This is a genomic window from Streptomyces sp. SCSIO 30461 (assembly GCF_037023745.1).
Classification (GTDB): Bacteria; Actinomycetota; Actinomycetes; order Streptomycetales; family Streptomycetaceae; genus Streptomyces.
On sequence record NZ_CP146101.1, the window covers coordinates 4,504,139 to 4,516,444 of the forward strand.

General features: G+C 70.4%; 13 protein-coding genes and 1 pseudogene. 4 read left to right on the top strand and 10 right to left on the bottom strand.

The genetic code is table 11. The features are described from left to right. Positions 1-471: 471 nt before the first annotated feature. Positions 472-777, bottom strand: coding sequence for a 30S ribosomal protein S14 (rpsN, locus tag V1460_RS19955; RefSeq protein WP_338675009.1), 306 nt, complete (start codon positions 775-777; stop codon positions 472-474). Continuing rightward, positions 777-1,013: a 50S ribosomal protein L28 gene (gene rpmB, locus V1460_RS19960; RefSeq protein ID WP_338675010.1), complete on the bottom strand. Its 237-nt coding sequence runs from the start codon at positions 1,011-1,013 to the stop codon at positions 777-779. Before rpmB ends, rpsN begins: the two co-directional genes overlap by 1 nt. 64 nt (positions 1,014-1,077) lie before the next feature. Between rpmB and rpmG the strand changes: the two genes are divergently transcribed. The 3 genes and pseudogenes from rpmG to V1460_RS19975 all read left to right on the top strand — a co-directional run. Then, the gene (gene rpmG, locus V1460_RS19965; RefSeq protein ID WP_338678120.1) at positions 1,078-1,242 is read left to right on the top strand and encodes a 50S ribosomal protein L33; all 165 of its coding nucleotides are present in this window, start codon (positions 1,078-1,080) and stop codon (positions 1,240-1,242) included. A 32-nt stretch (positions 1,243-1,274) separates the two neighbouring features. Beyond that, positions 1,275-1,526: a type B 50S ribosomal protein L31 gene (locus V1460_RS19970; protein WP_338675011.1), complete on the top strand. Its 252-nt coding sequence runs from the start codon at positions 1,275-1,277 to the stop codon at positions 1,524-1,526. After that, positions 1,526-2,116 (top strand): annotated as a pseudogene (locus V1460_RS19975) (GTP-binding protein); the annotation flags it as partial. The gene V1460_RS19970 and the pseudogene V1460_RS19975, both read left to right, overlap by 1 nt. A gap of 73 nt (positions 2,117-2,189) precedes the next feature. Here V1460_RS19975 and V1460_RS19980 read toward each other — a convergent pair. The 4 genes from V1460_RS19980 to V1460_RS19995 form a co-directional block, all read right to left on the bottom strand. Continuing rightward, a complete protein-coding gene (locus V1460_RS19980; protein ID WP_338678121.1) occupies positions 2,190-3,119 on the bottom strand; it encodes an isocyanide synthase family protein in 930 nt (309 codons plus the stop codon). 138 nt (positions 3,120-3,257) lie between these two features. Further along, on the bottom strand, positions 3,258-4,529 hold the full coding sequence (locus V1460_RS19985; protein WP_338675012.1) for a cytochrome P450: 1,272 nt from the start codon (positions 4,527-4,529) through the stop codon (positions 3,258-3,260). A 10-nt stretch (positions 4,530-4,539) separates the two neighbouring features. Then, entirely contained in the window at positions 4,540-6,366 is a 1,827-nt protein-coding gene (gene asnB, locus V1460_RS19990) for an asparagine synthase (glutamine-hydrolyzing) (RefSeq protein WP_338675013.1), read from the bottom strand. A gap of 15 nt (positions 6,367-6,381) precedes the next feature. Next, positions 6,382-7,788, bottom strand: a complete 1,407-nt coding sequence (locus tag V1460_RS19995; protein WP_338675014.1) for an MFS transporter — start codon at positions 7,786-7,788, stop codon at positions 6,382-6,384. A gap of 319 nt (positions 7,789-8,107) precedes the next feature. Here V1460_RS19995 and V1460_RS20000 point away from each other — a divergent pair, with 319 nt between their 5' ends. Then, complete coding sequence (locus V1460_RS20000) at positions 8,108-8,320, top strand: heavy-metal-associated domain-containing protein (protein WP_338675015.1); 213 nt, start codon at positions 8,108-8,110, stop codon at positions 8,318-8,320. 68 nt (positions 8,321-8,388) lie between these two features. On the opposite strand, the gene V1460_RS20005 is transcribed toward V1460_RS20000, so the two are convergent. The 4 genes from V1460_RS20005 to V1460_RS20020 form a co-directional block, all read right to left on the bottom strand. Continuing rightward, positions 8,389-9,198 carry an ABC transporter ATP-binding protein gene (locus V1460_RS20005; protein WP_338675016.1) on the bottom strand — a complete coding sequence of 270 codons (810 nt, stop codon included), beginning with the start codon at positions 9,196-9,198 and terminating at the stop codon, positions 8,389-8,391. Then, complete coding sequence (locus tag V1460_RS20010; RefSeq protein ID WP_338675017.1) at positions 9,195-10,277, bottom strand: iron ABC transporter permease; 1,083 nt, start codon at positions 10,275-10,277, stop codon at positions 9,195-9,197. The genes V1460_RS20005 and V1460_RS20010 overlap by 4 nt, the downstream gene beginning before the upstream one ends. Positions 10,278-10,279: 2 nt before the next feature. After that, the gene (locus V1460_RS20015) at positions 10,280-11,344 is read right to left on the bottom strand and encodes an ABC transporter substrate-binding protein (RefSeq protein ID WP_338675018.1); all 1,065 of its coding nucleotides are present in this window, start codon (positions 11,342-11,344) and stop codon (positions 10,280-10,282) included. Positions 11,345-11,575: 231 nt separating this feature from the next. Beyond that, positions 11,576-12,196 (bottom strand): sigma-70 family RNA polymerase sigma factor, encoded by a 621-nt coding sequence (locus tag V1460_RS20020; RefSeq protein ID WP_338675019.1) that lies wholly within the window; start codon positions 12,194-12,196, stop codon positions 11,576-11,578. Positions 12,197-12,306 lie beyond the last annotated feature (110 nt).

A 12,306-nucleotide genomic window follows, 5' to 3' on the forward strand; every position in this document is an offset into this window, starting at 1 on the left:
CGTACGGAGAACTCCCCAGGTTGCCCTGGCCAGGGTGGCAGACCGAACGAGCGTGTGTCAGAGCAAATGTGAGTAGACCTCAGCCCGGAACATCCTAAAGACTGTCCCGTAACTGCTGGTCACGGGTGATGTGATCTTGGTGCGGCTGGTGTGATCACTGCGTCGGAGTCGTCCTAGTTTCCTGGTAACGGGCCGCGGGAGCCGGGGGGTTGCCACCCGTCCGTTCGAGCACCGGGGCTGATGCCCTTCCCTCACCCCGGCCTTCCACAGTGCAGGTGGTGGCAGCCTCGCGGGCACAATGCTGCTGGTGTCGTGCAGCAGGGCAGCGAGGCGACGGCCGGGATGGCGGAGGTGGCGCCCGGGCTACTGCCCGAGAGCACGCAGGCGGCGCGCGGGCGTGGACAGGATTCCGGCCGTGACCCCGCCGGAGGTCACGGCCAGTTGCAGCGATCCGCCGTCAGGGCGGTGCTGTCACCAGGACGACTTGGCCACCCCGGGAAGGAACCCGGCATGCGCCTGATCGCGCGTGCGGACCCGGGAGAGTCCGAACCTGCGCAGGTGGCCACGGGGGCGGCCGTCCACGCTGTCGCGATTGCGGATCCGGGTGGCGCTGGCGTCGCGGGGCTGACGGCGCAGTTCCTCCATCGCGGCCCGGCGTTCGGCGTCCGTCGACGACGGGAGCCGGATGACCTCCTTCAGCTCGGCACGGCGTGCCGCGTACCGCTCGACGATCGCCTTGCGCTTCTCGTTCTGCGCGATCTTGCTCTTCTTCGCCATCAGACCTTCCCTCCTCGCGCCCGGATGCGGGCGACCGCGGCCTCGATGCCGATGCTGTCGACGGTCTTGATCGCCTTGGCGCTGAGCGTGAGGCGTACGTTGCGGCCTTCGCTCGGCAGCCAGTACCGCTTGCGCTGGATGTTGGGGTCGAAGCGGCGCGAGGTACGCCGGTGCGAGTGGGAGATGTTGTTGCCGAAGCCCGGTTGGGCTCCGGTCAGTTGGCAGTGCGCGGACACGGGCTACCTGCTCTCTTCGGGGACTTTTTGGTAATGGAAACCATTTCCAATATAGTACCGGCTCATAGCCCGCAACGAAGTACGCCCGATCATCAAGCTCCGCTCCACAGCGGGGACCGGCTACACCTACGTGACCCGCAAGAACCGCCGGAACGACCCCGACCGCATGGTCTTGCGCAAGTACGACCCGCTGGCTCGCAAGCACGTCGACTTCCGCGAAGAACGCTGACCGAACCACCCCTGCCCCGAAGGGACTCCGCCATGAAGCCTGGAATCCACCCCGCGTACGGCCTCGTCGTGTTCCGCGACAAGGCCGCCGGATCCGCCTTCCTCACCCGCTCCACCACGACCAGCGACAAGACGATCGAGTGGGAGGACGGCAACACCTACCCCGTCGTCGACGTCGAGATCTCCAACGTGAGCCACCCCTTCTACACCGGCACCGCCCGCGTGCTGGACACCGCCGGACGGGTCGAGCGATTCGAACGCCGCTACGGCGGGCGGGCCAACTGATGCGGGACGAGAACCGGTTGCCCGTCGTCATCGTCGGAGGGCTCCACTCCGACGCCCGTAGGGAAGTCGTCGACCGCCTGCTGCGGTCCGTCCCGGGCAGTATCGCGCTCCACCACGACCTGGCCACCGCCGCGCACGGCACCGTGCAGCGGAGCATCCGGGACGCCTCCAGCGCGCTGTCCTGCGGCGAGGCACCGCTGGTCAACGACTGCGCCTGCTGCGCGCTGCGCGAGGACCTCGTCCCCGAGCTGGAGCGCCTGGCCGCAGGCGGCCCGACCCGGCTCGCGATCGTGGAGCTGTGGGACTCGGTCGAGCCCATGTCGATGGCCGAGGTCATCACCGCGCACGGCGGTGACCGCCTGAGCCTCACGAACGTGATCACAGCCGTCGACCCCGCGCTCGTGCTGCCCTACCTCGCCAACGGAGACGACCTCGCAGAGGCCGGTCTCGCCGCGGCCGCCACCGACCAGCGCACCGTGGGCGACACCTGGGCCCGGCAGCTGGAGTACGCACCCGTCCTGGCTCTCGTCGACAGTCAGGACGCCGATGACGAGAACCGCGCGCTCCTCGCACAGTTGCACCCCACCGCTGCGGTCGCTGTCGTAAGGACGCCACGGAAGCACGCGAATCCACCGGGGCACACGACGGACCTCGCCGCACGCCCTACGCGAAGTGGCTGGGTCTGCCCTCGTGGTGGACGAGGTGCCCGAGTTGTTCCGCCCTGGCGCGGGGCATCAGGCTCCAGGTGCCGTCCGGCCGGTGGAGGGCGGCGGAGTGCCAGGGGGTGGTCCAGGCGTCGGGCGCGTCGAGGAGGCGGATGCCGAACTTGGGTGCGCCGATGGCCTGGGGGTGGATGGACAGCCGTACCGAATCCGGGTGGTGCTCGGCGATCAGCTCGCCCCAGGCGCGGCTGCGCTGGATGACGCCGTACGCGCGGCGTCGGCATTCGCGCTGGAGGGCGGAGCGGGTTCCGGTGAAGTCGGCGGTGTCGTCGACGAGGAAGCGGGTGATGCCGCGGTAGAGCGCGAGGGTGTGTTCGTCGGTGCGGACCTCGTTCCGCAGTTCGTCGAGACCGGGGGCGTAGCGGTCGTGGACGTAGGCGCGTTTCGCCGCATGCGGCAGGTCGCCGAGGACGTCCCTGAGATCGAAGACGGACAGCTGGTCCAGGCGGAGCTCGGAGATCAGTCGGCTGAGTTCGTCCGAGTAGGCGTCTATGTGCTCGTCGGGTACGCGGATGAGGTCGCCGAAGACATGGCCGTCGGAACAGATGACGACACGGGCCCCTGCCGGATGGATCTCCCCGATGTCGGCGCACAGCGAGTTCAGGAAGGCGAGCGAGAGCCGTTCCCCCTGGTCAGGGAGATGACCGAGGACCTTGGTCGCGTTCGGGGACTTGCAGGGGAAGCCGGGCAGGGTGAAGGCGATGGGTTCGTTCTTCCGCACGTATCCCGCGATCTGCCGGAGCTGGTAGGGAAAGGCCTCGGCAGACGCGGACCGTTCGTCGGTCGTGCGGTGATGGGGTAGCAGCAGTTCCAGGACCGCGGTGCTGATGGCGTCGGTGGTGCGGGGGTCGGCTGCTGTCGTCAGCGGCATGGGGGCCTCCGTGGGGACGTGCGCGGGCATGGCGGCATGGCGGCATGGCGCCTCGGCGAACGGCCGGGCGCGGCGGTTCAGGCGGGTCGGTAACGCGGCTGACCGTGCCGGGCCGTCCGCCGGGCCCGGTCAGCCGCGTCAGCCTCGGACGCGCTGGTCGTAGTCGACGGGGAGCTGGTTGGTGCCGCGGCCGAGGACAGCCGGGCTCCACTGGATGTCCTCGTCCGGGATGGCGAGGTGCAGTCCGGGGAGCCGGGCGATGAGAGTGCCGAGCGCGATGCGGAGCTCGGCGCGGGCGAGTGCCGCGCCGGGGCAGAAGTGGATGCCGTGCCCGAACGCGAGATGCGGGTTCGGGTTGCGTTCCAGGTCGAGTTCGTTGGGCTTCTCGAAGCGCCGGGGGTCGCGGTTGGCAGCGCACAGGGAGACGATGACGGAGTCGCCTGCCGGGACCTCAGTGCCGTTGAGGTCGCTGTCCTCGGCGAAGAAGCGCCAGGTGGTGAGCTCGAAGGCGCTGTCGTAGCGGAGGAGTTCCTCCACGGCGCGGGGCAGCAGTGCGGGGTCGTGGCGCAGCCGGTCGAGTGCGGCGGGGTGCCGGAACAGGGCGATGAGCGCGGTGGTGATCTGGTTGGTGACCGGTTCCTGGCCGGCGACGAGGAGCTGGAAGATCATGGAGTCCAGCTCCTCCTGGGACAGCTTCCCGCGGTCACGGGCGACGACGAGCCGGCTGAGCAGGTCGTCCTCCCAGTGCTCGCGCTTGTGCGTGACGACCTCGGCGATGTAGCTCTGGAGCCCGTGCAGCCGCGCCTCGTAGGCGGGCCGGCCCGGGTCGGTGGGGCCGACCGGCTGGACGACCTTGCCCCAGTCGCGGTCGAAGCGGGCGGCGAGTTCGGCGGGCAGGCCGATGACCTCGGCGAGGACCTGGAAGGGGAAGTGTGTGGCGAAGCCGGAGACCAGGTCAACGGGGCCTGACGCGGGCAGGGCGTCGACGAGTGCGTCGGCCAGTTCCTGGAAGCGCGGCAGCAGGCTCTCGATGCGTCGCGGGGTGAAGGCGTCGGTGACGAACCGCCTCATGCGGGTGTGCTTGGGCGGGTCCTGGTGGAGGAGATGCACTTGGAGCTGGGAGTGCTGGGGCTCGGGCATGATCGACGCGCGGGCCCGCCAGCGGTCGTTACCCCGGTCGTGGTTTTTGCCGAGCCGGTCGTCGTTCAGCGCCGCGTGGGCGGCTTCGTAGCCGGTGACGAGCCATGCCTGCACCCCGCTGGGGAAGACCACTCGGTGGACCGGACCGGCCTCGCGCATGCGTTCGTAGAGAGGGTAGGGGTTGCTCTTGTAGGGGCAGCCCGTCAGCGGCACCGGGTCGGGGAGGGCTTCGGCGTCGTCCACGGCGGGAGGCTGTTCCTGAAGGGTCATGACGCGCTCCTCAGAGGGCGAGTTCGGGCTTGTGGTGGTCCAGCCACAGGGCGAGGTCCACGACGCGTTCGAGGCGGAGCCGGTGGCTCCACTGAAGCTGCTCGGGCGGGGTGTCGAGGCAGGGCTTGATGAGGGACTCGTCCGCCAGGGTCCGGACCTGGGGAACGGAGAGCGCGTCCCGGGCCATTTGCTGGAGTCCGCGGTTGTAGTCGGGGTGATGGGTGGTCGGATAGTGGTTCTTGGGCCGGTAGAGCACCGAGTCCGGGGCGAGACCGGCGCCCATGGCGCGCAGCAGGCTCTTCTCCCGGCCGTCGAAGCTCTTCAGCTCCCACGTCGTGTTGAAGGCGTACTCGACGAGCCGGTGGTCGCAGTACGGGACGCGGACCTCCAGGCCCTGCGCCATGCTGAGCCGGTCCTTGCGGTGCAGCAGCTGGCGCAGCCAGCGGGTCAGTGACACGTGCTGCATCTCGCGCTGACGGTGCTCGGCCGCCGTCTCACCGTCGGTGTGCGGGACGGCCGCCAGGGCCGCGCGGTAGGTGTCGTCGCGGAACTCGGCTATGCGGAGATCGAGTTCGGGGTTCATGGGCATGGCTGCCTCGTCTCCCGTGACCAGCAGCCAGGGGAAGGTGGAAGCGGCTAGAGCCTTGGGGTTGTGGAACCACGGGTAGCCGCCGAACACCTCGTCCGCGGCCTCGCCGGACAGTGCGACGGTGGAGTGCTGCCGGATCCGCCCGAACAGCAGGTACAGCGAGGTGTCCATGTCGCCGACGCCGATCGGTGAGTCCCGGGCCACGACGACCGCCTTGCGGTGCTCGGGGTCGAGCAGGGAGCGCGGGTCGAGGACGACCGTGGAGTGGTCGGTCCCGACGTAGGCACCGGCCTCGGTGGCGAACGGGGTGTCGTGGCCGGTGCGCAGGACGTCGCCGGTGAACTGCTCCGCCTGGTCGCTGTAGTCGACGGCGTAGGAGCGGATGCGGGCTTCCGGGCCTTCGCGTCGGCGCAGTTCGCCCGCGAGCAGCCCGGTCAGCACGGTGGAGTCGATCCCGCCGGAAAGCAGGCTGCACAGGGGGACGTCGGCCTCCAGCCGGCTGTGCGCCGCGGTGGCGACCAGCTCGCGGATCCGGTCGACCGTGGAGTCCCGGTCGTCGTCGTGAGGCCGTGCCTCCAGCTGCCAGTAGCGCCGCTCGCGGATGCCGCCGCGGTCCAGGACGAGGACACCGCCGGGTTCGACCTCGCGTATCCCGGACCACACCGTGGGTCCGGTGTTGAAGAGCAGGCTGTATGCCTCCCGCAGTCCGTCCGCGTCGACACGGGGCCGGATCTCGGGGTGGGCGAACAGGGCCTTGGGTTCGGAGGCGAAGGCCAGCCCGCCGTCGACGACGGCCCGGAAGAGCGGCTTCACGCCCAGACGGTCACGGACCAGCAGGAGGCGCTGGGCGCGTTCGTCCCAGACGGCGAAAGCGAACATGCCGTCCAGATGCTCCGCGACGTCCTCGCCCCACTGCTGGTAGGCCCGCAGGACCACCTCGGTGTCGCTCCGGGTACGGAAGACGTGGCCGAGGCTCCTCAGCTCGGCGCGCAGTTCGTGGTGGTTGTAGACCTCGCCGCTGTAGGTGAGGACGACGGCGGGCTCGTCGGGCCGGTCGGTCATCGGCTGGAGGCCGCCGGCCGGATCGATGACGGCGAGGCGGCGGTGTCCGATAGCCGCGTGCTCGCCCAGCCAGACTCCGCCCGCATCAGGCCCACGAGGGGTCAGGGTGGCGGTCATGGCTTCGATGACGGGGGCTTGGCTGCGGGCGTCTCTGTGGAAGGACACCCAGCCGGTGATTCCGCACATGGGCAATCTCCTGGGTCAGTTCGGGGCGGCGGTGGCCGCGTTCGTCGCCGCCGCGGTGTCGGTGCCGCGGCGTGCGGGCAGAAGGAGCAGGGGCAGGGAGAGGCAGGCGGCCGCGGCGGCCAGCCCCAGGCCGGCCCTGGCGCTGTGCCCGGACGCGGCAAGGCCCCAGGCGGCGGTGGCGAGAGCAGGGCCGAGGGTGAATCCGAGACTCCGGGCGAGCTGGACCGTGGAGCCGACGGTGGCCATGCGTTCCGGGGGCGCCGCCCCCATCACCAGGGCTTGTGCGGGACCGCCGTTGAGCCCCATGCCCAGTCCGGCGAGCCCCAGACGCCAGGCCACGTCAGCAGTCGACCACGCTCCGTCGACCGGGATCAGCAGGAGCAGACCGCAGGAGGTGACCAGGGCTCCGCATGCCGCGACCGGCCGGGCTCCGTAGCGGTCGGCGAGGCGTCCGCCGAGCGGCCCGGCAAGCCCCATGCCGAGCGGGAAAGCGAGCACGGTCAGACCGGTCGCGGTGGCGCTGACGCCGTTGTCGCGTTGCAGGTACAGGGCGATGACGTAGTGCATCGCGGCGAACCCGGTCGCCAGCGCCAGCACGGCCCCGTGCGCACCCGGCAGTCCGGGCACACGCAGCACTCGGGTCACGGGCCGGCCGCCCTCCCCGCGCGACCACAGCCACAGCGTGGGTATGGCGGCGAGGGCGAGGGCCAGCCACGCGGGGGTGCCGGCCGCCAGCGTCAGCGCCAGCAGCAGAATCGTTACGCCTGCGGCGACGAGCGCCGCGTCCAGGAGCGCCCTCGCACGGGGCAGGCGCAGTCCGCTGTCCCCGGGCATCGCCCTCCATGCCACGAGCAGCGCCAGGAGACAGAAGGGGACCTTGACCAGGAAGACCGCACGCCAGCCCAGGCCGTCCAGCAGAAGTCCACCGATCGCAGGGCCGGTCACCGCGCCGAGCGGGCCGAGGGTCGCGGGCACGCTCATCGCCCGTCCGCGCATCTCGGGACGCACCGAACCAAGGGCGAGGACAGGCATCAGCACGAACAGGACCGCCCCGAAAGTGCCCTGGGCCAGCCGGGCCGTGACCAGCAGACCGGCCCAGGGGGCCGCTGCGGCGAGGACGCTGCACAGGGCGAAGCCCGCGGTCGCGGCAAGCACCGCGGAGCGCGGTCCCGCGCCGTCCAGCCATCCGCCGACGGGAAGCAGCAGCGCCACGACCGGAAGCTGGTAGCCCAGCACGACCCACTGGGCCGCGGTGGCAGACACCTCCAGGTCACGGGAGATCTCCGCCAGCGCCACGTTGACGATGTTCATGTCGAGCATGGCCACGAAGGACAGCAGTCCCGCCACGGCCACCAGGAGCCAGCGATCCCCGCCGTCGGGTATGCCTGCGGGCTCCACCGAGCCCCCGCCATGGTGCGTCACCCTTCCGCCCTTCCGCTGCGGGACGGCCGCCGGGTGGCGGCCTCGTCCCACATGTCGGCGCCACCAGCGGATGAGTTCCCGGCCATTTCAGGTAACTGCGCTCAGGAGCATGCCTGTTGCCGCAAGGCACCCGAATGGCCCGCGTCATACCCGGACACGGGAACTCACGCACCCCTTCAACCGACGACTGAAGTGACACATGAATACGGGTGGTGTTCCTGTGGTGCGGGAGGACTCTGCCTCATCGCGGCGCTGAACATCGTTCCCCGTGCATCCGTACGCCGGTGAAGGCGTGACCCGGCAGCAAGAGGAGTGACCCATGACCCAGCACTACAACGTCAGCGGAATGAGTTGTGGCCACTGCGTGGCCAGCATCACCGAGGAGGTCCGTGAGGTGGCCGGTGTGAGCGAGGTCGTGGTCGACCTCGCCGCGAACACCGTCACCGTGCACGGCACGGACCTAGACGACGAGCGGCTGCGTGCCGCCATCGTCGAGGCCGGCTACGAGGTCGGCGAGGCTGTGCCCGCGTGATACGGGGGCACGGGTGAGGGGCGGGACGTCCGGCGTCCGCCCCTCACCCGTGCCGCCCCGCCAGGCCGTCAGCCGACGACGTTGGTCTCCAGGGCCGCGGGGCCGTCGGCGGGAGCCCTGTGGTCGAAGGCGATGAGCGGATCGCCGGTGAGCGGATGTTCGACCACGGCCGCCCGGACACCGAACACCTCCGCCATCAGATCGGGTGTGATCACCTCGCATGGCGGACCCGACGCGACCACCGAGCCTGCGTGCAGGACATGGAGCCGGTCGCAGACCGAGGCTGCCGCGTTGAGGTCGTGAAGCGACACCAGGGTGGTCCGGCGCTGCGCCCTGAGCAGGGCGAGCAGCTCCACCTGGTGCCGTACGTCCAGATGGTTGGTCGGCTCGTCCAGCACCAGTACGTCCGGGTCCTGGGCGAAGGCGCGGGCCAGCAGCACCCGCTGTCGCTCGCCCCCGGACAAGGCCGTGAAGCGCCGTCCGGCCGCGTCCGCCATGCCGACGTCCGCCAGGGCGCGTACGACGATGTCCCGGTCGGTGGCGTCGTCGCCGGCGAACGCCCGCTTGTACGGTGTGCGCCCCATGGCCACCACCTCCCGCACCGTCAGCTCGAAGTCGCTTCCCCGCTCCTGCGGCAGCGCGGCCACATGGCGCGCGGAGCGGGCCGGTGGCAGCTCGCGCAGATCGGTTCCGGCCAGCAGCACCCGGCCCGCGAGGGGACGCAGATGCCGGTAGACCGTGCGCAGGAGGGTGGACTTCCCGCTGCCGTTCGGGCCGACCAGTCCGGTGATCTCCCCCTCCGCGGCGACCAGACACGCCCCCGACACGACAGTTCGGCCCGCATAGGCTACGGACAGGTCCTCGATGTCGATCCTCAACTACCGCTCCCCAGCCTTCGGTCCAGCAGATACAGCAGCGCCGGGGCCCCGATCAGCGAGGTGACCACACCGACCGGCAGCTCCTGGGTGTCCATGGCCGTACGGCACACGATGTCCACCACCACCATCAGCAGCGCGCCGAAGAGCGCCGACACCGGCAGCAGCCTGCGGTGGTCGCCGCCGACGACCAGCCGGCAGACATGCGGCACCATCAGGGCGACGAACGCGATCCCGCCCGATACGGCGACGAGTACCCCGGTCAGCACACTGGTCACGGTGAACAGCTCCCGGCGCAGCCGGGTCACGTCGACACCGAGCCCGGCCGCGGTCTCGTCGCCCATCAGCAGGGCGTTGAGACCACGGCCGCGTGCCTGGAGCCACAGCAGGCCGGCGGGCACGGCGACGGCGGGTACGGTGAGCATCGGCCAGCTCGCCCCGCTGAGGCTTCCCATGAGCCAGAACAGCACGCTGTGGGTCTGCTGCTCGTCGCCGGTCTGCAGCACCAGATAGCTGGTGAACCCGGACAGGAACTGCCCGATCGCCACGCCCGCGAGCACCAGCCGCAGCGGAGCGAACCCGCCGCCGCGCCGGGCCACGGCCCACACCAGGGCGAAGGTGGCCAGCGCGCCGACGAAGGCGGCGCCGGACAGTCCGAGGCCCAGCGCCCCGCCTGCTCCGAGACCGAGGACGATCGCGGCGACGGCGCCCAGCGAAGCCCCATTGGAGATACCCAGCAGGTACGGGTCGGCCAGCGGGTTGCGGACCAGGGCCTGTACCGCGGTGCCGACGGTACCGAGACCAGCGCCGACGAGGGCGGCGAGCAGCGCCCGGGGAACCCGCAGCTGCCAGACGATCAGGTCGTTGGTACCGGGCCGCGGTGCCTCACCGCTCAGCCTTCTGCCGACCACGCTCCACACCTCTCCGGGCGGGATGGACGTCGAGCCCCAGGAGACCGCCGCGGTCAGGGCGGCCAGCAGCGCCGCACCGAGGACGATCGCGAGCACCCCGGCAGGCACGGTCCGCGCCTCGCCCGGGGGCTCCTTCGCCCCGCGACGCGTCGCGGACAGCGTGGACGACACGACTACTTGGCCTTGCCCGGGTGGATGGCCTTGGCGATCTCGTGGACCGTGGCGGCGTTCTCCACTCCCGCGATGGTGGTGCGCTCGGAGCCGATGCGCAGGAGGTGGCCTTCCTCCACGGCCTTCAGGCCCTTGGTGGCGGGGTTGCCCTCGAGCCACTTCTGCGCCTCGTCGAACGCCTTCTGATTGGCCGCCTCACTGCCGCGATTGCGCACGCCGAGCTGGATCCAGTCCGGGTTCCCTGACACCACGTCCTCCCAGCTGACCTGCTTGAAGTCGCCGTCGCAGTCGGCGAACACGTTGCGGGCGCCCGCCAGGGTGATCACGGCGTTGGCGACCTGGCGGTTGCACACGGCGATCGGCTGCTTGGTCCCCGCGTCGAAGTCGAAGAAGAAGTAGGTCGGCCGCGCGTTCTCCGCGGTCCCGCCGACTGCCTTCTGAACGGCGTCCACCTGCTGCTTCATACCGGCGACGAGTTCCTTCGCCTTGGCACTCGTGCCGGTGACGGCCCCGAGGGAGGTGATGTCGTTCTCGACAGCGGACAGGTCCTTCGCCGGGCTCTTGCTCATCGCCGCGCAGGCGGTGGACCTGAGGTAGACATGCTTGATACCGGCGGCCTTGAACTCCTCCTCGGTCGGCGCGTCACCCATGCCGCCGCCCATTCCCGCCATCGAGGCGAAGGTGTCGATGTACAGGTCGGCGCCGGAGCCGAGGAGCTTCTCCTTGGGGATGACCGTCTGGCTGAGCACCTTGACCTTCTGCGCCTGCGCGTCCAACTCGCCGGGCAGCGCGCCCTTGCCGGGCGGGAATCCGGTGCCGATCACCTTGTCGCCCGCTCCGAGCCGGAGCAGGAGTTCCAGGCTGGAGGCGTTGCTGGTGACGATCTTCTTCGGGGCGTCGTCGAACGTGGTCTTGGCGTCCATGCAGTCGGTGACGGTCACGGGGAAGCCACCACCGGCAGCGGACTTCTCCGTTCCCTTGTTCTCGGTGTCGTTGCCGCCACCGCAACCCGCCGTGAGGAGGCCGAGCACCGCGACCGCCGAACCACACCACACACGAGAACGCATGAGAGTCTCCAGAATTCACTTGGTATATGAGGATGAAACTCCGCCACCCGGTCTACTAGTCGGAACAAGTGACCGGTGAGTTCCCGGTTTGTGGCGAACGGCGTCGCCCCTCGGCGTACCCCATCCGGCCCCCGCGTCGCCGCCCGCCACTCGGGAGCCACGGCGTCGAGCTCCGGTCCGGCCGGGATGTGGGCGTCGGCGCGTCCGTGTACGCGCCGGCGCCCTCCCGAGTCATGCCGCCGGAACGGGAGCGGCCAGCTCTTCCGATTCGGCGAGCTGCTCGGTGAGCTTGGCCCGGGCGCGGGCTACGCGGGAGCGCACCGTGCCGATCGGGCATTCGCTCAGTTCGGCAGCTTCCGCATAGGGCAGCCCGAGCATCTGGGTGAGGACGAACGCTTCCCGCCGCTCCTGCGGCAGGCCCGCCAGGAGTTCGAGCAGCGCGACGCCCTCGTCGAAGCCCGGCACATCGCCGGGCTGGGCACGTTCGACCGCGAGTTGCCAGTCCGGTAGCGCGTACAGGCGCGGCCTCGCGGCCGCGTAGCGGTAGCTGTCGATCACCGCACGCCGGGCGATGGACAGCAGCCAGGCACGGGCCGACGAGCGTCCTTCGAAGCGATGCAGGCTGCCGAGTGCGCGCAGGAACGTGTCCTGCGCGAGGTCGTCGGCCGACTGGGGATCACCGCACAGATGGGCGACGTAGCGGACGACGTCGCGGTGCAGGGCGCGAACGAAGCGCTCGACGGCGTCGGCGTCACCACCACGGGCGGCGAGCGCCCAGGAAGTGATCGTCTCGTCGAGCGATGGCGCCTTCTCCGTCGTCTCCCATGAAGCGGGCAGGGCAGAAGAGATCACCTGGTGTCCTTCTCGGGTCAGCCGGGATCAGGACCAGGGCACGCGAAGGCACCGCTGAGCCTGGGACCGGTGTGGGGAGCGGTCACTCTCCGCGCGGCGCGGGTCAGTGA

Coding starts and splice junctions, on each gene's coding strand:
- V1460_RS20000 (WP_338675015.1), top strand. CDS start 8,108: ATGACCCAGCACTACAACGTCAGCGGAATGAGTTGTGGCCACTGCGTG.
- V1460_RS19980 (WP_338678121.1), bottom strand. CDS start 3,119: ATGCCGCTGACGACAGCAGCCGACCCCCGCACCACCGACGCCATCAGC.
- rpsN (WP_338675009.1), bottom strand. CDS start 777: ATGGCGAAGAAGAGCAAGATCGCGCAGAACGAGAAGCGCAAGGCGATC.
- V1460_RS19970 (WP_338675011.1), top strand. CDS start 1,275: ATGAAGCCTGGAATCCACCCCGCGTACGGCCTCGTCGTGTTCCGCGAC.
- V1460_RS20015 (WP_338675018.1), bottom strand. CDS start 11,344: ATGCGTTCTCGTGTGTGGTGTGGTTCGGCGGTCGCGGTGCTCGGCCTC.
- asnB (WP_338675013.1), bottom strand. CDS start 6,366: ATGTGCGGAATCACCGGCTGGGTGTCCTTCCACAGAGACGCCCGCAGC.
- V1460_RS19985 (WP_338675012.1), bottom strand. CDS start 4,529: ATGACCCTTCAGGAACAGCCTCCCGCCGTGGACGACGCCGAAGCCCTC.